This window comes from Pseudomonas sp. LH21 (genome assembly GCF_036549575.1).
Lineage (GTDB): Bacteria > Pseudomonadota > Gammaproteobacteria > Pseudomonadales > Pseudomonadaceae > Aquipseudomonas > Aquipseudomonas peradeniyensis.
In genome coordinates this window covers 1,709,568-1,729,153 of the sequence record NZ_CP144367.1, presented here as the reverse complement: position 1 = coordinate 1,729,153, position 19,586 = coordinate 1,709,568, and the positions used below count along the sequence as shown (strand labels likewise).

Below are 19,586 nucleotides of genomic sequence, written 5' to 3'. Positions count from 1 at the left end.
GCCCTCAAAATCCGCCATCGGCGGTGTGCTCTGTGTTGCCGCGGCAGTAGCGGCGTTGATTCAGTTGTGTTTTGTGTTCATCTGCTTGACCGCGCCACTGGCGATCAGCTCGGCCAGTTCGGCGACGTCGAGCAACGCGCACATGTGTTCGATCACCGTGCCGGCCAGCCACGGGCGTTGACCGCGCTGGCTGCGCCACTTGATCTCGTTCGGGTCCAGGCGCAGTGAGCGGCTGACCTGGTGCACGGCCAACCCCCACTCATAACCCTGCACGGAAATCACGTATTGCAGGCCCTGGCGGAAATCGTCGCGGTAGCGATCGGGCATCACCCAGCGCGCCGTGTCGAGTACCTTGAGGTTGCCCGCCTGGCAGGTGAGGATGCCGAGGAACCAGTCCGGCTGGCCGAACAGTGGTGTCAGCTCCTGGCCGGCAAGCGTGTAGATCGAACCCAGGCATACCAGCGGCACCGCCAGGGTCAGCCCGGCGACATCGAACAACAGGCATTCGAACGGCTCGGCGGCCCAATCCGGACGGCCATCGACGCTGGCCGGCGGCGTCGGCGCGGCGGGTGCCGCCGGCACATGCAGCTCCACCAGCGGCGCCACGGGTTCGATGATCTGGGTTTCACTCAGGACCGGGATGCTGGCTTCGGCCACCACCTCGGTCTCGACCACGGCGACCACCGGCTCCACCACCGGCGCGGCAGGCGGCAGCACGGTCGGCAGGACCTTCGCCTGCGGCTCGGCAAAGGGCCGCGCCGCAGGCAGGGCCGGGGCCACCTGGCGCTGGGCGTCACGAGCCTGTTCTTCGCGGACCGCGGCTTCGAAGTCATCGCCTGGGGCCTGCTCGACAGGCTCCTCGACGGGTGCCTCCAGCTCCGCCGGCAGCTCGAACGACTCGGTGGCCTCCTGCAGCAGCCCATCGAGATAGGACTGCAAGGCCATCTGTGGCTTGGTGGTGATCTGCCGTGCCTGGTTCATCACGCCACCTGCAACGCGGATCGGTAGGTGAGCAGGTGCTTGAGCAGTGCCCGGTAGGCCACCACGCCACGGCTCTTGCCGTCGAACTGCGAAGGCGTGACACCGTTGCGGCTGGCGTCACGCAGGCGCGTGTCCACCGGAATGTAGCCCTGCCAGACCTGGTCGCCATAGGTGTCGCGCAGCACCTTCAAGGTGCCCAGCGATGCCTGGGTGCGGCGGTCGAACAGGGTCGGCACGATCTGGTAGGGCAGCGCCTGCTTGCGCGAGCGGTTGATCATGCCCAGGGTGCTGACCATGCGCTCCAGGCCCTTGACCGCGAGGAACTCGGTCTGCACCGGGATCACCAGCTGCTGGCTGGCGGCCAGGGCATTGACCATCAGCACGCCCAGCAAGGGCGGGCTGTCGATCAGGGCAAAGTCGAAATCCTGCCACAGCTGCGCCAGACTCTTGGCGATCACCAGGCCCAGGCCACTCTGGCCTGGCGACTGGCGCTCCAGCACCGCCAGCGCGGTGCTCGACGGCAGCAGCGAGATACGCTCATCACTGGTCGGCAGCAGCAACTGGCCCGGCAAGCCCTCGGGCACCGTGCCCTTGTGCAGGAACAGGTCGTAGCAGCTGTGCTCGAGCGCATCGGGGTTGTGCCCGAAGTAGCTGGTCATCGAGCCGTGCGGGTCGAGGTCGACCACGACCACGCGCTTGCCCGCCTCGGCCAGCAGGCCGGCCAAGGCGATGGTGGTGGTGGTCTTGCCGACGCCACCTTTTTGATTGGCTACTGCCCAGACTCTCATCGTGCGTTGCTTCCTCCCGGTATGGCCGCCTGCCCTGCCGGGAACGGTGTGAAATTCAGTGACGGGGATTTGACGAAATCAGCCCCCGGTCGACGGTGCTGGCGAGGCTGGTGCACTTTGTGTGCCAGCCCGGCGCATCGCCGCATCCGGGGTGGCATTGGCGCTGCCGCTGCCGGTCAGGCTGCGACGCACCTCGAGGTTACGCGAGATCACCAGCACCACCCGACGATTGCGCGCCCGGCCTTCGGCGGTGTCGTTGCCGGCCACCGGCTGGTACTCGCCATACCCCACCGAAGCCATGCGCCCGGGGCTGACCCCTTCCATGGCCAACAAGCGGACAATGCTCGCCGCCCGCGCCGACGACAGCTCCCAGTTGGTCGGGTACTGGGCGGTGCGGATCGGCAGGTTGTCGGTGAAGCCCTCGACGTGCACCGGGTTGGCGAACGGCTTGAGGATCTTCGCCACCTTCTCGATGATCTCGAAGGCGACGTCGCTGGGCATGGCGTCGGCGCTGGCAAACAGCAGCGAGGAGTTGAGCTCGATCTCCACCCACAGTTCGTTGCCGCGCACGGTCATCTGGTTGGACTTGATCAGGTCGCCGAAGGCGTCGCGGACATCGTCGCTGATGGTCTTCAGCGGATCGACGCTGGTCTGCGCCAGGCCCGCGTCGGTCTGCTCGCTGTCCTTGATCAGCGGCTCTGCGGGCTTGACACTCAGTGGCCGCTCATCACCAATGGGGATCGGCTTCATGCTGCGCTCGGGGTCGTTGAACACCCCGATCAGCGCCTGGGAAATCTGCTTGTACTTGCCCTCGTTGATCGACGAGATCGAGTACATGACCACGAAGAAGGCGAACAGCAGGGTGATGAAGTCGGCGTACGAGACCAGCCAGCGCTCGTGGTTCTCGTGCTCTTCGATCTTGCGACGACGGGCCATGGCTTACTCCATGAAGCCTTGCAGCTTCAGCTCGATCGAGCGCGGGTTCTCGCCTTCGGCGATCGACAGCAGGCCCTCGAGCAGCATCTCGCGGTAGCGCGACTGGCGCAGGGTGATGGCCTTGAGCTTGTTGGCGACCGGCAGCAGGATCAGGTTGGCGCTGGCCACGCCGTAGATGGTGGCGACGAAGGCCACGGCAATGCCGTTGCCCAGCTGCGACGGGTCGGCCAGGTTGCCCATCACATGGATCAGGCCCATCACCGCACCGATGATACCGATGGTCGGCGCGTAGCCGCCCATGCTCTCGAACACCTTGGCGGCCTGGATGTCGCGGGCTTCCTGGGTCAGGAAGTCGACTTCAAGGATGCTGCGAATGGCTTCCGGCTCGGCGCCGTCGACCAGCAGCTGCAGGCCTTTGCGCGCATAGGGATCGGGCTCGGCGTCGGCCACGCCCTCAAGGCCCAGCAGGCCTTCCTTGCGTGCGGTCAGGCTCCAGTTCACCACCCGGTCGATGCCACCGGGCAGGTCCACTCGCGGCGGGAAGAAGATCCAGCGCACGATCTGCAGCGCGCGCTTGAACGACGACAGCGGCGACTGCAGCAATGCCGCCGCCAGGGTACCGCCCAGCACGATCAATGCCGCCGGGCCGTTGATCAGCGCACCGACGTGGCCGCCCTCGAGGAAGTTGCCGCCGACAATGGCGACAAAGGCGAGGATCAGGCCGATAAGGCTCAACACATCCATCAGACGCAGGCCTCGACCAGGTGCTTGCCAATCTCGTCCAGGCTGTACACGGCATCGGCCAGGTTGGCCTTGACGATGGCCATGGGCATGCCATAGATCACGCAGCTGGCTTCATCCTGCGCCCATACGGTGCTGCCGCCCTGCTTGAGCAGGCGCGCGCCTTCGCGACCGTCGGCGCCCATGCCGGTGAGCACCACCGAGAGCACCTTGTCGCCATAGGACTTGGCGGCGGAGCCGAAGGTGATGTCGACGCAGGGCTTGTAGTTCAGGCGTTCGTCACCCGGCAGGATCTTCACCGTGCCGCGGCCGTCGACCATCATCTGCTTGCCACCCGGGGCCAGCAGGGCCAGGCCCGGACGCAGCACGTCACCGTCCTCGGCTTCCTTGACGCTGATCTTGCACAGTTTGTCCAGACGCTCGGCGAAGGCCTTGGTGAAGGCCGCCGGCATGTGCTGGATCAGCACGATCGGCGCCGGGAATCCGGCGGGCAGCTGGGTCAGCACCCGCTGCAGCGCCACCGGACCACCGGTGGAGGTGCCGATGGCGACCAGCTTGTACGGCTTGCGCTTGGGCGCCGGCGAATGCGCGGCAGCCGGTGCCGCGGCACGGACCGGGGCGGCCGTGCGCGCAGGGGCGGTGCTGGCGAAGCTGCTGGTCGGCGCATGGCTGCTGGCTGGAGCTGGCGCGGCAGCCGGAGCCGGGCTGGAATAGGCGCTGAAACGGCGGTTGCTGCGCGAGATGGTGTGGACCTTCTCGCACAGCATCTGCTTGACCTTTTCCGGGTTGCGCGAGATGTCCTCGAAGTTCTTCGGCAGGTAGTCGACCGCGCCGGCGTCCAGGGCGTCGAGGGTGACGCGGGCGCCTTCGTGGGTCAGCGAGGAGAACATCAATACCGGCGTCGGGCAGCGCTGCATGATGTGCCGCACCGCGGTGATACCGTCCATCATGGGCATTTCATAGTCCATGGTGATGACATCGGGCTTGAGCGCCAGCGCCTGGTCGATCGCTTCCTTGCCGTTGGTCGCGGTACCCACGACCTGGATCGTCGGGTCCGCCGAGAGAATTTCCGAGACACGGCGGCGGAAGAAACCGGAATCATCCACCACCAGGACCTTGACTGCCATAAACACTCCATTAGGCGGCGCACCCGCCAGGGCGCGCCACCGAAATCAAATACGCCGGGCGGCGTAACGCTTGAGCATGCTCGGGACGTCGAGGATCAGCGCGATCCGGCCGTCACCGGTGATGGTCGCGCCGGACATGCCCGGGGTGCCCTGCAGCATCTTGCCCAGTGGCTTGATCACCACCTCTTCCTGGCCGACCAGCTGGTCGACGACGAAGCCGATGCGCTGGGTGCCGACCGACAGGATCACCACATGGCCTTCGTGCTGCTCCTCGTGCTCGTGGTCCTGGACCAGCCAGCGCTTGAGGTAGAACAGCGGCAGCGCCTTGTCGCGCACGATCACCACTTCCTGGCCGTCGACCACGTTGGTGCGCGACAGGTCGAGGTGGAAGATCTCGTTGACGTTGACCAGCGGGAAGGCGAACGCCTGGTTGCCCAGCATCACCATCAGGGTCGGCATGATCGCCAGGGTCAGCGGCACCTTGATGACGATCTTCGACCCCTGGCCCTTGGCCGAGAAGATGTTGATCGAGCCGTTGAGCTGGGAAATCTTGGTCTTCACCACGTCCATGCCGACGCCGCGGCCGGACACATCGGAGATCTCGGTCTTGGTCGAGAAGCCCGGGGCGAAGATCAGGTTGTAGCAGTCCGACTCGCTCAGGCGGTCGGCCGCGTCCTTGTCCATCAGGCCCTTTTCCACCGCCTTGGCGCGCAGGATGCTCGGGTCCATGCCCTTGCCGTCGTCGGAGATCGACAGCAGGATGTGGTCGCCCTCCTGCTCGGCGGACAGCACCACCCGGCCCATGCGCGACTTGCCGGAGGCTTCGCGCTCGTCGGGCATCTCGACGCCATGGTCGACGGCGTTGCGCACCAAGTGCACCAACGGGTCGGCCAGGGCCTCGACCAGGTTCTTGTCGAGGTCGGTCTCTTCACCGACCAGCTCGAGGTTGATCTCTTTCTTGAGCTGGCGGGCCAGGTCGCGAACCAGGCGCGGGAAGCGGCCGAAGACTTTCTTGATCGGCTGCATGCGGGTCTTCATGACCGCGGTCTGCAGGTCGGCGGTGACCACGTCGAGGTTGGACACGGCCTTGGACATGGCCTCGTCGCCGCTGTTGAGCCCCAGGCGCACCAGGCGGTTACGCACCAGCACCAGTTCGCCGACCATGTTCATGATCTCGTCCAGGCGCGCGGTATCGACCCGCACGGTGGTTTCTGCCTCGCTGGCGCCATGCTTCTCGGCGGCCGGCGCCGGGGCGCGGGCCGCCGCGGCAGGCTTGGCGGCAGCTGGAGCTGCAGCAGGCGCGGGAGCCGGTGCCGGCTTGGCAACGGGCTTGACCTCGGCCTTGGCCGCGACAGGTGCGGCAACGGCAGCGGCAGGCGCTTCGGCGGTGACTGCGTCACCGGAGAACTTGCCCTTGCCGTGCAACTGGTCGAGCAGTGCCTCGAATTCGTGTTCGCTGATGCTCTCGTCGCCCGCAGCGGGTGCGGCACTGGCCGCTGGCGCGGCGGCGCCTGGCAGGGCGTCGACGGCGAAGGTGCCTTTGCCGTGCAACTGGTCGAGCAGCGACTCGAACTCGTCGTCGGTGATCTCGTCGCTGGCCGGGGCGGCTGGCGCAGGTGCGCTGACGGCGGCATCGGCCGAGAACTGGCCCTTGCCGTGCAACTGATCGAGCAGCGACTCGAACTCGGCATCGGTGATCTCGTCACCGCCGCCGCTGACGTCTTCGCCTTGCAGCTGCTCATGAACCTGAGCTTCGGCCTTGACCGCATCGAGCGAGTCGAGCAGTTGCTCGAACTCGGTATCGGTGATGTCGGGCTCGGCAGCCGCGGCTTCGACCACGGGCGCCGCCTCGACCACCGGGGCCGGGGCTTCGGCGCCACCGGGCTCGGCCAGGCGCGACAGCGCCGCCAGCAGCTCCGGCGTGGCCGGCGTGACATCGGTACGTTCGCGCACCTGGCCGAACATGCTGTTGACCGTGTCGAGGGCCTCGAGCACCACGTCCATCAGTTCCGCGTCAACACGGCGCTCACCTTTGCGCAGGATGTCGAACACGTTCTCGGCAATGTGGCAGCACTCCACCAACTCATTGAGCTGAAGGAAGCCGGCGCCCCCTTTTACAGTGTGGAAACCGCGGAAAATCGCATTGAGCAGGTCCGCATCATCGGGCCGGCTTTCCAGCTCGACCAATTGCTCGGACAGTTGCTCGAGGATTTCGCCGGCTTCTACCAGGAAATCCTGAAGGATTTCTTCATCGGCGCCGAAGCTCATTAAACGTGCTCCTTAAAAACCCAGGCTGGACAACAGATCGTCGACATCGTCCTGGCTGGACACGACGTCTTCACGCTTATCGGCATGAATCTGCGGACCTTCACCCCGAGTCGGATGTTTTTCTTGATCTTTTTCAGCGCGCAGCTGCTGGTGGTCATGTTCGATCCCGGCAAAGCGGTCGACCTGGCTTGCCATCAGCACGAGCTTGAGCAGATTGCTTTCGACTTCGGTGACCAGCGCGGTCACCCGTTTGATCACCTGGCCGGTGAGATCCTGATAATCCTGGGCCAGGACGATATCGTTGAGATGGCCGGCGACCTTCTGGTTACCTTCGGCGCTGTGCGCCAGGAAACTGTCCACACGCTTGACCAGCTCACGGAATTCCGGCGCTGCCACCTCGCGGCGCATGAAGCGCTGCCAGTCGGTGGACAGGCTCTGGGCCTCGGCGGCGAGGTCGTTGAGCACCGGGGTGCACGCCTCCGCCAGGTCCATGGTGCGGTTGGCCGCACCTTCGGTGAGGCGAACCACGTAGGAGAGGCGTTCGGCGGCGTCGGTAATCTGCGACACTTCCTCGGCCTGCGGCATGGACGGGTCGATCTGGAAGTTGACGATTGCACTGTGCAGTTCACGGGTGAGCTTGCCAACCTCCTGGTACAGCCCGCGGTCGCGGGTCTGGTTCAGTTGGTGGATCAGCTGCACCGCATCACCGAACCGGCCGCGCTCGAGGCTCTCGACCAGCTCCTGGGCATGCTTCTTCAGGGTTGATTCAAACTCACCCAAAGAGTTGTTGGTTGACTCCATTGCGCCCCCCAGACGTGACTCAGCCGTTGACGCGTTCGAAGATCTTCTCGATCTTTTCTTTCAGCGCCACGGCGGTGAAAGGCTTGACCACATAGCCGTTTACACCGGCCTGGGCAGCTTCGATGATCTGCTCGCGCTTGGCTTCGGCGGTGACCATCAACACCGGCAGGTGCTTGAGGCGCTCGTCGGCACGAACCGCGCGCAGCAGGTCGATACCGGTCATGCCCGGCATGTTCCAGTCGGTCACCAGGAAGTCAAAGTGCTCGCTGGTGAGCATCGGCAGTGCCGTGTTGCCGTCATCGGCTTCCTTGACGTTGGTGAAACCCAGATCACGCAACAGGTTCTTGATGATCCGCCGCATCGTCGAAAAGTCGTCAACGATGAGGATTTTCATGTCTTTGTTCAATTAGACCTCCAAGCAGTCTTAAACGCGCTCGGCGCCGAGCGCGCACTCAATCAATTCGGCACCACAAAAAACGACTGCATCGAACCTTGGCTCAACGCGCCCGCCATTCACCCAGGCGACTGCGCAGACGTGCCGCGCACTGGCTGTGCAACTGGCTGACACGCGATTCGCTGACCCCCAGCACCTCACCGATTTCCTTGAGGTTCAGCTCTTCGTCGTAGTACAGCGCCAGGACCAGGCGCTCGCGTTCCGGCAGGTTGGCGATCGCTTCGGCCAATGCGGCCTGGAAGCGCTCGTCCTCCAGGTCCCGCGCCGGCTCCAGTTGGTTGCTGGCGCCATCCTCGTGCAGCCCCTCGTGTTCGCCGTCCTGCAGCAGGTCGTCGAAACTGAACAGGCGGCTGCCCAGGGTGTCGTTCAGAATCCCGTAGTAATCATCGAGACTCAATTGGAGTTCGGCAGCAACCTCGTGATCTTTAGCGTCGCGTCCCGTCTTTGCTTCAACGCAGCGAATCGCGTCACTGACCATGCGCGTGTTGCGGTGCACCGAGCGTGGCGCCCAGTCCCCCTTGCGCACCTCGTCGAGCATGGCGCCGCGGATGCGGATGCCGGCATAGGTCTCGAAACTGGCGCCCTTGCTGGCGTCGTACTTGTTGGCCACTTCCAGCAGGCCGATCATCCCGGCCTGGATCAGGTCCTCGACCTGGACGTTGGCCGGCAACCGCGCCAGCAGGTGGTAGGCGATACGCTTGACCAGTGGCGCGTAGCGTTCGATCAGCTCGTACTGAGCGTCCTTGGCGGCCTTGCTGTACATCTTGAAACCACTCGCGTTCATAACACCGGCCCTGCACTGGTGGGCTGCACCAGGCGCTCGACGAAGAATTCCAGGTGCCCGCGCGGGTTGGCAGGCAACGGCCAGCTGTCGACCTTCTGCGCGATGGCCTTGAACGCCAGCGCGCACTTGGAGCGCGGGAAGGCCTCGTAGACCGCCCGCTGCTTCTGCACGGCCTTGCGCACACACTCGTCGTACGGCACGGCGCCGACGTATTGTAGGGCGACGTCGAGGAAGCGGTCGGTGACCTTGGTCAACTTGGCGAACAGGTTGCGCCCTTCCTGCGGGCTCTGGGCCATGTTGGCCAGCACGCGGAACCGATTCATCCCGTAGTCGCGGTTGAGCAGCTTGATCAGGGCGTAGGCGTCGGTGATCGAAGTGGGCTCGTCGCACACCACCAGCAACACTTCCTGGGCGGCGCGGACGAAGCTGACCACCGAGTCACCGATACCCGCAGCGGTGTCGATCACCAGCACGTCGAGGTTGTCGCCGATCTCGCTGAAGGCCTGGATCAGGCCGGCGTGCTGGGCGGGCGCCAGGTGCACCATGCTCTGGGTTCCGGAAGCCGCCGGGACGATGCGCACACCGCCGGGGCCCTGCAGCAGCACATCGCGCAGCTCGCAGCGGCCCTCGATGACGTCGGCCAAGGTGCGCTTGGGCGTGAGCCCCAGCAGAACGTCGACATTGGCCAAGCCCAGGTCGGCGTCCAGCAACATGACCCGGCGGCCGAGCTCGGCCAGTGCCAGGGACAGGTTCACTGAAACGTTAGTCTTGCCGACGCCACCTTTGCCACCGGTCACGGCGATCACCTGTACGGGATGCATGCTACCCATGTCTGTTCTTTACCTTGTCTCGCTTGGACCCAGGCCACATGAGGGGCTGAACGTTCAAGGCCACGGTCCGGCCGGACAACCCCATGATGTAGGTACTTTGCACAGTATTCACCCTCAACCCGCACGCTTGCCAGGGTTGTGGTAGAGATCAGCGAACATGTCGGCCATGGCCTCGTCGCTGGGCTCGTCCTGCAACTGCACGCTGACCGCGCGACTCACCAGCTGGTGCTTGCGCGGCAGTTGCAGGTCGTCAGGAATGCGCGGCCCATCGGTCAGATAGGCCACCGGCAGTTCATGACTGATGGCAAGGCTCAGCACTTCGCCGAGGCATGCCGTTTCATCGAGCTTGGTCAGGATGCAACCGGCCAGGCCGCAGCGCTTGTAGCTGTGGTAGGCGGCGGTGAGCACCTGCTTCTGGCTGGTGGTTGCCAGCACCAGGTAATTCTTGGCGGCGATGCCGCGCCCGGCCAGGGTCTCGAGCTGCATGCGCAGCGCCGGGTCGCTGGCCTGCAGGCCGGCGGTGTCGATCAGCACCACGCGCTTGCGCAGCAGCGGCTCCAGCGCCTGGGCCAGCGACTCGCCCGGGTCGACGTAGGTGACCGGCACGTTGAGGATGCGCCCCAGGGTCTTTAGCTGCTCCTGGGCGCCGATGCGGAAGCTGTCCATGCTGACCAGCGCCAGGTTGTTCGCGCCGTACTTGAGCACATAGCGGGCAGCCAGCTTAGCCAGGGTGGTGGTCTTGCCCATGCCGGCCGGGCCGACCATGGCGATGACCCCGCCCTCCTCGATCGGTTCGATCTCGGGCACTTCGATCATCCGCGCCAAGTGCGCCAGGACCATGCGCCAGGCATGACGCGGATCTTCGATTTCGGCAGTGAGGTCGAGCAGCTCGCGGGCCAGGCCACCAGACAGGCCGAGGCGCTGCAGTCGGCGCCAGAGGTTGGCCTGCTGTGGCTTGCTGCCCTGCAGCTGGCTCCAGGCGAGCGAACCGAGCTGGACTTCCAGCAGCTCGCGCAGGCCGGTCAGCTCGGAGCGCATGGCATCGAACAGACGCGGATCGACAGGAGCCGCTGCCGGCACAGCTGCGACCACCGGCTCATCGACGTGCGGTTCGATCAACGGCTCGGACGCAGTCAGCGACTGGCCGGCAAACAATTGCCGGTTGCCGCCTTCGACGGCATCACCGCGCCCGGTCAGTTCGGCCTGGGCGGTGACGATGCGCGACTGCGTCTTGCGCAGCTCGTCCTCGAGCTCCGCATTGGGCACGCGTGGGGCCAGGGCGGACAGCTTGTAGTCCAGCGCGGCCGTCAGTTCGACACCGCCAGCGATGCGGCGGTTGCCGATGATGGCGGCGTCGGAGCCGAGCTCATCCCGGACCAGCTTCATGGCCTGACGCATATCGGCGGCGAAAAAACGCTTAACTTGCATAACCCACTACCTCAGCCGTTGGGGCCCACGGTGGCAACAATGGTGACTTGCTTGTTGTCAGGTATTTCCTGATACGCCAAAACATGCAAATTCGGTACAGCCAGGCGACCGAAGCGCGACAGCATGGCGCGGATCGGGCCGGCGACCAGGAGGATGGCCGGCTGGCCCTGCATTTCCTGACGCTGGGCCGCCTCGATCAGCGAGCGCTGAAGCTTCTCGGCCATGCTCGGCTCAAGAAGAACACCATCTTCCTGACCCTGCCCGGCCCTTTGCAAACTATTGAGCAAGATCTGTTCCAACCTTGGTTCCAAGGTAATCACAGGCAGCTCGGACTCAACGCCGACAATGCTTTGCACGATAGCGCGGGACAATCCGACCCGCACCAGCGCCACCAGCGCGGCGGTATCTTGACTCTTCGCCGGGTTGTTGGCGATGGCTTCGGCAATGCTGCGGATGTCACGCACCGGGACCTGCTCGGCGAGCAGCGCCTGCAGGACCTTGAGCAGGCCCGACAAGGAAATGACACCCGGCACCACCTCCTCGGCCAGCTTCGGCGAGACCTTGGCCAGCACCTGCAGCAGTTGCACCACCTCCTCGTGCCCGATCAGCTCGTGGCAGTGCTTCTGCAGGATCTGGTTGAGGTGGGTGGCGACCACGGTGCTGGCGTCAACCACCGTGTAGCCCAGCGATTGCGCCTGGGCGCGCTGGCCGACATCGATCCACACGGCTTCCAGGCCGAAGGCAGGATCGCGCGAGGCGATGCCATTGACCGAGCCGAACACCTGGCCCGGGTTGATCGCCAGCTCCCGATCCGGGTAGATCTCGGCCTCGGCCAGGATCACCCCCATCAGCGTCAGGCGGTAGGCACTGGGCTGCAGGTCGAGGTTGTCGCGGATGTGCACGGTCGGCATGAGGAAGCCCAGGTCCTGGGAGAGCTTCTTGCGCACGCCCTTGATCCGCGCCAGCAACTGGCCACCCTGGTTGCGATCCACCAGCGGAATCAGGCGATAGCCGACCTCAAGGCCGATCATGTCGATGGGCGTAACGTCGTCCCAGCCCAGCTCCTTGGTGTCCATGGCGCGCTGCGGCGACGGCAGCAGGTCCTGCTGGCGCTGGGCCTCCTGCTCAGCCACGAGCTTGGCCTTCTGCTGCTTCTTCCACACCAGGTAGGCGCCACCGCAAGCCAACCCGCCCAGGCCGAGGAAGGCGATGTGCGGCATGCCGGGCACCAGGCCCATGACGATCATCAACGCACCGGAGACCGCCAGGGCCTTGGGCGAGTCGAACATCTGCCGGTTGATCAGCTTGCCCATGTCCTCGGACCCCGAGGCACGGGTAACCATGATCGCGGCGGCGGTGGACAGCAGCAGCGATGGCAATTGCGCCACCAATCCGTCACCGATGGTCAGCAGGGCGTAGACCTTGCCGGCATCGCCGAAGGTCATGCCGTGCTGCAGCATGCCGATCAGCATGCCGCCGATGAGGTTGATGAACAGGATCAGCAGGCCGGCGATGGCGTCACCGCGGACGAACTTGCTGGCACCGTCCATGGAGCCGTAGAACTCGGCCTCCTGGGCGACCTCGGCGCGGCGCGACTTGGCCTGGGCCTGGTCGATCAGGCCGGCGTTGAGGTCGGCGTCGATGGCCATCTGCTTGCCGGGCATGGCGTCGAGGGTGAAGCGCGCGCTCACCTCGGAGATTCGCCCGGCACCCTTGGTCACCACGACGAAGTTGATGATCATGAGGATGGCGAACACCACCGCACCGACAACGTAGTTGCCGCCGATCACCACTTCACCGAAGGCCTGGATCACCTTGCCCGCGGCGCCGTGGCCTTCCTGGCCGTGGAGCATGACCACGCGGGTGGAGGCGACGTTCAGCGCCAGGCGCAGCAGCGTTGCCACCAGCAGGATGGTGGGGAACGCGGCGAAGTCCAACGGGCGCAGGGCGTAGACGCAGACCAGCAGGACCACGATCGACAGGGCGATGTTGAAGGTGAAGAACACGTCGAGCAGGAACGGCGGGATCGGCAACATCATCATTGCCAGCATCACCAGCAGGAGCAGCGGCACGCCGAGGTTGCCCCGGCCGAGACCGGCCAGGTTGTTGCGGGCGTTGCTGATTAACTGAGTGCGATCCACCGCGATTCCTCTTCAAGCAAAACTTTGACGCCTGTGTGGCGGCTGGCGCTGCCTTTGCAAGAAGCTTTCCAACTTTTCTGGGGGTGGGGGTTTTCGGGGGCTTCGGGGGATTACTGTTTTGATATTTTTATGCGCATTCATTGGCGATGGTGACGCATAGGCACCTTTTCGCCTTTACGGCGACCTACTTTTGCTCTTGGGCAAAAGTAGGCAAAAACCGCTGGCTCCATTCATCCGGCCCCTACGCTTCGCTCCGGGGTTCCCTCGCTCCGTTCTTGCTCCCGTGGGTACCGCGCTGTACGGCCCATCCTGGGCCGCAGCGCTCGACGGCCATCCATGGCCGTCGCCCCACTACGCAAGAACTCCGCTCGGCCTCCTGAAGTCGCAATTGGCGGCGCCTGGACTATTGCGCACTTAGAAGCAAGAGCAAAAGCAAAAGCAAAAGTTTGAAGTTAGTTTTTTACAGTTAATTATGTATTGGCTGTTCCGACCCTTTCGCGGGGCAAGCCCGCTCCTACAGGGATCTATATAACGGCGACTATTGCGTGGGAGCGGGCTTGCCCCACGATGCGATCGAGAGATTAATTAAGCTCCAACTAGCGACAGCTGCGCCAGTCCAGGCGCCGCTCGTAACTTCGCGACTTCAGGAGGCCGAACGGAGGTCTTGCGGAGGGAGGTGACGGGCATGGATGCCCGTCAAGCGCTGGGGCCCAGGATGGGCCCTGCAGCGCGGTCCTCCCGGGAGCAAGGCCGGAGTGAGGGAACCCGGAGCGAAGCGTAGGGCCGGATGAATGGAGCGCCACGGCTTTGGTTACTTTGGCCACGACCAAAGTAACCCGCCGTTGAACTGACCCCCGAAAGTTGGACGGGGTACGCTATGGGTTCAGCGCTTGAGTCCGAAATTGTACCGGGCTCAAGCCATTCAGTCTTAGACTTATACGTTCTTGATTGTAGTAGGCGATGTAGTCCTCTAGCCCTGATGCCAGTTGCTCAACACTGTCAAACGATTCCAGATAGAAAAACTCGCTCTTGAGTGTACCGAAAAAGCTTTCCATCGCGGCATTGTCCAGGCAGTTGCCCTTACGCGACATGCTCTGCTGGATTTCCTTTCCGCCCAGCATATGTCGATAAGCAGGCTGTCGATATTGCCAACCTTGATCGGAGTGCAATATCGGTTTGTCATCTGGGCTCAGCCGCTCGAAAGCTTGCTCCAACATCGTCGATACCATCTTGAACTCAGGGCGCGGATTGATCTGATAGGCAAGAATTTCGCCGTTGTACAGGTCCATCACAGGTGAAAGATACAGCTTCTGCCCTTTCACCTTAAACTCAGTCACATCGGTTACCCATTTCTGATTAGGGGCTTCCGCCTTGAATTCACGCTTGAGCAGATCAGATGCAACAAGCCCTTCGGAACCTCGGTAGGAGCGATATTTCTTCACTTTTACCAGGGATTTCAGATTCATCAACTGCATCAACCGCTGCACCTTCTTGTGATTGATCACTTCGCCGTGCCGCTCAAGCACTGCGGTGATGCGGCGATAGCCGTACCGCCCCTTGTGCTTGTGATAGAGGCTATTGATGCGCTCTTTGAGAACCGCATGCTTGTCGGTCACCAACGCTTTGCTTTGGTAATAGAAGGTGCTGCGTGCCAGCCCTGCCGCGCGTAAAAGCAGAGCTAGCCGATGCTCATGCCTCAATCCTTGGACGGTCTGCGCTTTCTTGATTGCGCAGTGCTGGGGTCCGCTTGGATCAAGGCATCGAGCTTTTTTAGATAGGCATTCTCCGCACGCAGATACTCCAGCTCTTCGAGCATCTGCTCAGGTGTCAGCTCGGTATCTGCAGGGGTAGCCGGGCTTATGCTGGGTTGTTTTGATGCTTTGCGGGGCATTCGGGATTCTCGGGCACGATGCGGGTGAAGTGCTTCTACTCCGCCTTCATCGTACAGCCTTTTCCACTGCCTGATGCTACTCGGACCTCGGATATCAAACTGTATGCAGGCTTGCTGGGCTGACAGTCCGCCTTGCTCGATGCACTGCAAAACCTTCAACTTGAACTGGGCGTCGTAGTGGCTGTACTTGGTAGTCAGACCTGCTGCGCCGTGTTGCTCATAGCCCTTTATCCAACGGCGTAGCAACGATGGACTCAGGCTATGCTTCAGTGCTACCTCATGAACACTCCGTGCAGAAAGGCACTCTTCGATGAGTGCTTGCTTGAGCGCTAGATTGTATTTCGTCATGGAACACCCTCCGGTTGGAGTCAGGCGTCCAACTTTCGGGGGTCAGTTCACGTAAGGGCGGAAAGGTGAATAAGCGTCAACATCACAAATGAATGCGCATACAACTTTCAATACAGCCACAACCAAACAACCAAACAACCAAACAACCAAACAACCAAACAACCAAACTCAACTATCCCGCCGCAAATCATCAGGAATCGGCAAGTCCCCTTTCAAAGGCTCCGGCGCCTTCCCCTTGCCCGCCCGATACTGCCGAATCTGGAACACATAGGCCAACACCTGCGCCACCGCCAGGTACAACCCCGCCGGAATTTCCTGCTCCATCTCGGTAGAGTAATAGATAGCCCGCGCCAGGGCCGGCGACTCAAGTATCTGCACGTTATGCTCGACCCCGATCTCCCGCATCTTCAAGGCGACAAAATCGGTCCCCTTGGCCACCAGCAGCGGCGCCGAGCCCCCCTTCTCGGGGTCGTACTGCAAGGCCACGGCATAGTGAGTCGGGTTGGTAATGATCACATCCGCATCCGGCACCGCCGCCATCATCCGACGCTGCGACGCCTCGCGCTGCAGCTGGCGAATACGCTGCTTGACCTCAGGCTTGCCCTCACTGTCCTTGTACTCGTCCTTCACTTCCTGCTTGGTCATCTTCATTTTCTTGTGGGTCTGCCACAGCTGGAACGGCACATCGGCCGCAGCAATCAGCAACAACCCAGCCGCCATCCACAACGCGCTCCAACCCACCACCTGCACCGAGTGGATGATCGCCTGCTCGAGCGGTTCGTTGGCAATCGCCAGCAGCGCCTGGCGATCCCCGGCCAACACCACCAATGCCACGATCAGGATCACGAAGAACTTGGCCAGCGCCTTGAGCAGTTCGGTCAGCGCGTTCATCGAAAACATGCGCTTGATCCCCGACAAAGGGTTCATGCGACTGAACTTGGGCTGCAGCAAGCTTCCGGAAAAAAGGAAACCACCCAACGCGATCGGGCCGACGAACGCGATCACGAACAGCAGGATCAACACCGGCTGCACCGCCCAGATGGCCATCTTGCCCGAGGCCAGCAGGAACGCCGCCATGCTCCCCTCGTCCACCACCACCTCGCGGGTAAGGCTGAAGTTCATGCGCATCAGCGCCATCAATTCTTCGGCCAGGTGCCCACCAAAGGCCAGCAGTCCCCCAGCGCCAGCCAGGGTCACCGCCACCGTGTTCAATTCCTTGGAGCGGGCGACCTCACCTTTTTCCCGCGCGTCGCGCTTGCGCTTGTCGGTGGGTTCCTCTGTCTTGTCCTGACCGCTTTCGCTTTCCGCCATGTTCAGCGCGCCCGTGCCAGCTCACGCAGCCACTGCAGCGCTTCGCTGGCCAGTGCCTGGTAGTGTGAAAGGATATCGGCCAGGCCGATCCAGAAGATCACCATGCCCAGCACCAGCGTAAGCGGGAAGCCAATGGAGAAGATGTTCAATTGCGGGGCCGCGCGGGTCATCACGCCAAACGCAATGTTGACCACCAGCAGCGAGGCGATTGCCGGCAGGATCAGCAGCAACCCGGCCCCCAGCACCCAGCTCATGCGCCCGGCCATTTCCCAGAAATGATCGACCACCAGCGCGTGCCCCACCGGCAACGTGGTGAAACTCTCGGTAAGGATCTCGAACGCGACCAGGTGGCCATTCATCAGCAGGAACAACATGCTCACCAGCATGGTCATGAACTGACCGATCACAGCGACGTTGACGCCGTTGGCCGGATCGACCATGGAGGCGAAGGCCATGCCCATCTGCACCGCGACGATCTGCCCCGCGACCACGAAAGCCTGGAACAGCAACTGCAAGGAAAAACCGAACAGCGCCCCGACAATCACCTGCTCGCCACACAACAGCACGCCGCGCAGGCTCAACGGATCGATTTCGGGCAACGGCGGCAGGGCCGGCACGATCACCACAGTAATGGCAACGGCGACGTACAGGCGTATCCGGGCCGACAGCATCTTGGTGCCGATGATCGGCATGGTCATCAGCAAGGCGGTCACCCGGAACAGCGGCAGGATGAAGGTGGCGACCCAGGTGCCGATCTGCGTGTCGGTCAATTCCAGCATCGTGGCGTCAACCGACCAGCTGCGGAATGCTGGTGTAGAGGCCGATGAAATACTCCATGAACTTCTGCGTCAGCCACGGACCGACGACGATCAACGTGACCAGCATCACCAGCAGGCGCGGGAGAAAGCTCAGGGTCTGTTCGTTGATCTGCGTCGCCGCCTGGAACATGGCCACCACCAGGCCGACCAACAGGCTCGGTACCACCAGGATGGCGACCATCATGGTGGTCATCCACAACGCTTCGCGGAACAGGTCGATGGCGACTTCGGGTGTCATGCGAGGCTCTCCTTGACGGCGTCAGACACCGCCGAAACTTCCGGCCAGGGTGCCCATGATCAGCGCCCAGCCATCGACCAGGACGAACAGCATGATCTTGAACGGCAGCGAGATGATCAATGGCGACAGCATCATCATACCCATGGCCATCAGCACGCTGGCGACCACCATGTCGATGATCAGGAACGGGATGAAGATCATGAAGCCGATCTGGAATGCGGTCTTGAGCTCGGAGGTGACGAACGCCGGCACCAGGATCGTCAGCGGCACCTGGTCGGGCCCGGCGATGTCGGTGCGCTTGGACAGGCGCATGAACAGGTCGAGATCGCTCTGCCGGGTCTGTGCCAGCATGAAGTCCTTCAAGGGTACCTGGGCCGTGTCGATCGCCTGCTGGGCGGTCATCTGCTCGGCCAGGTAGGGCTGCAAGGCGTCCTTGTTCACCCGATCGAACACCGGCGCCATGATGAACATGGTCAGGAACAGCGCCATGCCGGTAAGCAACTGGTTCGACGGGGTCTGTTGCAGGCCCAGGGCCTGACGCAGGATCGAGAAGACGATGATGATGCGGGTGAAGCTGGTCATCAGGATGACGAACGCCGGAATGAAGCTCAGCGCCGTCATGATCAGCAGGATCTGCAGGCTGACCGAATACTCCTGCTGCCCGTCCGCCCCACTGGACAGGGTGATGGCCGGAATCGACAACGGATCGGCGGCCAGGGCCAGCGGCGCGGCCAGCAGCAGCGCCAGGGTCAACAGAAAGCGCACTGCGCCGCTCATCACTTCTTGTCCTTCTGGTCCTTGCCCATCAGCTCGAGCAGCCGCTGGGCGAATTCCGGCGTAGCCTGGCGCGCCGAGGCCGGCACATCCACGGGTTCGGCCAGCACGTGCAGGGCCTCGATGCTGCCGGGGGTATGGCCGATCAGGATCTGCTCCTTGCCGACCTGCACCAGCAGCAGCCGATCACGCGGACCGATGGCCCGGGTGCCGATGACCTCGATCACCTGGGCGCCCTGCTGCGCGCTGCCCTGCATGCGCCGCAGCAGCCAGGCCAGGAAGAAGATCAGCCCTACCACCAACAGCAGGCCGATCACCGTTTGCGCCAGCTGCGCACCCAATCCACCAGGCGCCGCCGTCGATGCGGCAGCAGGCTCGGCGGCGGCGATCACCGCCTCGCTGACCAGCAACGCCCCGACAGCCGTGATGCCCCGAACCATGCCCTTCACTCAGCGCAGCTTCTTGATACGTTCGCTGGGGCTGATCACGTCGGTCAGGCGGATGCCGAACTTCTCGTTGACCACCACCACCTCGCCATGGGCGATCAGCGTGCCGTTGACCAGCACGTCCAGCGGCTCGCCGGCCAGGCGGTCGAGTTCGATCACCGAACCCTGGTTGAGCTGCAGCAGGTTGCGGATGCTGATCTCGGTGCTGCCCACTTCCATGGAAATGCTCACCGGGATATCCAGGATCACGTCCAGGTTGGGGCCTTCGAGGCTGACATGCTCGTTGGGCTTGGGCGAGCTGGCGAACTCTTCCATTGGCAGGCGGCCGGCGCCGGCCGAAGCGGCGTCGGCGGCCAGCAGCGCGTCGATGTCGGACTGACCGGCATCACCGGTCTCTTCCAGGGCGGCAGCCCACTCATCGGCCAGGGCCTGTTCCTCGGGAGAATTGATCTCGTTTTCGTTAGCCATGATTTCCTCGACA

At 63.3% G+C, this 19,586-nt stretch carries 19 protein-coding genes; all 19 read right to left on the bottom strand.

Going from position 1 to position 19,586, the window contains the following annotated elements:
- Positions 1 to 60: 60 nt before the first annotated feature.
- The 19 genes from VUG52_RS08095 to fliN all read right to left on the bottom strand — a co-directional run bounded on the left by VUG52_RS08095 (position 61) and on the right by fliN (position 19,573).
- Positions 61 to 981, bottom strand: a complete 921-nt coding sequence (locus tag VUG52_RS08095; protein ID WP_050706650.1) for a CheW domain-containing protein — start codon at positions 979 to 981, stop codon at positions 61 to 63.
- Positions 981 to 1,769 (bottom strand): ParA family protein, encoded by a 789-nt coding sequence (locus VUG52_RS08090; protein ID WP_028691011.1) that lies wholly within the window; start codon positions 1,767 to 1,769, stop codon positions 981 to 983. Before VUG52_RS08090 ends, VUG52_RS08095 begins: the two co-directional genes overlap by 1 nt.
- A 78-nt stretch (positions 1,770 to 1,847) precedes the next feature.
- The gene (motD, locus tag VUG52_RS08085) at positions 1,848 to 2,705 is read right to left on the bottom strand and encodes a flagellar motor protein MotD (RefSeq protein WP_331832666.1); all 858 of its coding nucleotides are present in this window, start codon (positions 2,703 to 2,705) and stop codon (positions 1,848 to 1,850) included.
- A gap of 3 nt (positions 2,706 to 2,708) precedes the next feature.
- Positions 2,709 to 3,449, bottom strand: coding sequence for a flagellar motor protein (locus tag VUG52_RS08080; RefSeq protein WP_186735477.1), 741 nt, complete (start codon positions 3,447 to 3,449; stop codon positions 2,709 to 2,711).
- The gene (locus tag VUG52_RS08075; protein WP_050706653.1) at positions 3,449 to 4,573 is read right to left on the bottom strand and encodes a protein-glutamate methylesterase/protein-glutamine glutaminase; all 1,125 of its coding nucleotides are present in this window, start codon (positions 4,571 to 4,573) and stop codon (positions 3,449 to 3,451) included. The genes VUG52_RS08080 and VUG52_RS08075 overlap by 1 nt, the downstream gene beginning before the upstream one ends.
- A 45-nt stretch (positions 4,574 to 4,618) precedes the next feature.
- The gene (locus VUG52_RS08070; RefSeq protein WP_050706654.1) at positions 4,619 to 6,841 is read right to left on the bottom strand and encodes a chemotaxis protein CheA; all 2,223 of its coding nucleotides are present in this window, start codon (positions 6,839 to 6,841) and stop codon (positions 4,619 to 4,621) included.
- A 12-nt stretch (positions 6,842 to 6,853) separates the two neighbouring features.
- Positions 6,854 to 7,642, bottom strand: a complete 789-nt coding sequence (locus VUG52_RS08065) for a protein phosphatase CheZ (protein ID WP_050706655.1) — start codon at positions 7,640 to 7,642, stop codon at positions 6,854 to 6,856.
- Positions 7,643 to 7,661: 19 nt separating this feature from the next.
- Positions 7,662 to 8,036 (bottom strand): chemotaxis response regulator CheY, encoded by a 375-nt coding sequence (locus VUG52_RS08060; RefSeq protein ID WP_172402424.1) that lies wholly within the window; start codon positions 8,034 to 8,036, stop codon positions 7,662 to 7,664.
- 103 nt (positions 8,037 to 8,139) lie between these two features.
- Positions 8,140 to 8,880 carry an RNA polymerase sigma factor FliA gene (gene fliA, locus VUG52_RS08055; RefSeq protein WP_050706656.1) on the bottom strand — a complete coding sequence of 247 codons (741 nt, stop codon included), beginning with the start codon at positions 8,878 to 8,880 and terminating at the stop codon, positions 8,140 to 8,142.
- On the bottom strand, positions 8,877 to 9,710 hold the full coding sequence (gene fleN, locus VUG52_RS08050; RefSeq protein ID WP_016393812.1) for a flagellar synthesis regulator FleN: 834 nt from the start codon (positions 9,708 to 9,710) through the stop codon (positions 8,877 to 8,879). Before fleN ends, fliA begins: the two co-directional genes overlap by 4 nt.
- Positions 9,711 to 9,824: 114 nt before the next feature.
- Positions 9,825 to 11,138 (bottom strand): flagellar biosynthesis protein FlhF, encoded by a 1,314-nt coding sequence (flhF, locus tag VUG52_RS08045; protein WP_050706657.1) that lies wholly within the window; start codon positions 11,136 to 11,138, stop codon positions 9,825 to 9,827.
- 11 nt (positions 11,139 to 11,149) lie between these two features.
- Positions 11,150 to 13,279, bottom strand: coding sequence for a flagellar biosynthesis protein FlhA (gene flhA / locus VUG52_RS08040; protein WP_050706658.1), 2,130 nt, complete (start codon positions 13,277 to 13,279; stop codon positions 11,150 to 11,152).
- Positions 13,280 to 14,154: 875 nt separating this feature from the next.
- Positions 14,155 to 15,518, bottom strand: a protein-coding gene (locus tag VUG52_RS08035) for an IS3 family transposase (protein ID WP_423812696.1) whose coding sequence is annotated in 2 segments (ribosomal slippage) — positions 14,155 to 15,030 and positions 15,033 to 15,518 — 1,362 coding nt in all. Because the reading frame shifts where the segments join, the coding sequence is not laid out codon by codon here.
- A gap of 168 nt (positions 15,519 to 15,686) precedes the next feature.
- Positions 15,687 to 16,829, bottom strand: coding sequence for a flagellar biosynthesis protein FlhB (gene flhB / locus VUG52_RS08030; protein WP_262951850.1), 1,143 nt, complete (start codon positions 16,827 to 16,829; stop codon positions 15,687 to 15,689).
- A gap of 2 nt (positions 16,830 to 16,831) precedes the next feature.
- Positions 16,832 to 17,608, bottom strand: a complete 777-nt coding sequence (fliR, locus tag VUG52_RS08025) for a flagellar biosynthetic protein FliR (RefSeq protein WP_050706661.1) — start codon at positions 17,606 to 17,608, stop codon at positions 16,832 to 16,834.
- A gap of 7 nt (positions 17,609 to 17,615) precedes the next feature.
- Positions 17,616 to 17,885 (bottom strand): flagellar biosynthesis protein FliQ, encoded by a 270-nt coding sequence (gene fliQ / locus VUG52_RS08020; protein WP_050706662.1) that lies wholly within the window; start codon positions 17,883 to 17,885, stop codon positions 17,616 to 17,618.
- 21 nt (positions 17,886 to 17,906) lie between these two features.
- A complete protein-coding gene (fliP, locus tag VUG52_RS08015) occupies positions 17,907 to 18,662 on the bottom strand; it encodes a flagellar type III secretion system pore protein FliP (RefSeq protein WP_050706663.1) in 756 nt (251 codons plus the stop codon).
- Positions 18,662 to 19,108 (bottom strand): flagellar biosynthetic protein FliO, encoded by a 447-nt coding sequence (gene fliO, locus VUG52_RS08010; RefSeq protein WP_050706664.1) that lies wholly within the window; start codon positions 19,106 to 19,108, stop codon positions 18,662 to 18,664. The genes fliP and fliO overlap by 1 nt, the downstream gene beginning before the upstream one ends.
- Entirely contained in the window at positions 19,109 to 19,573 is a 465-nt protein-coding gene (gene fliN, locus VUG52_RS08005) for a flagellar motor switch protein FliN (protein WP_050706705.1), read from the bottom strand. It lies immediately after the preceding gene.
- Positions 19,574 to 19,586: the final 13 nt, after the last annotated feature.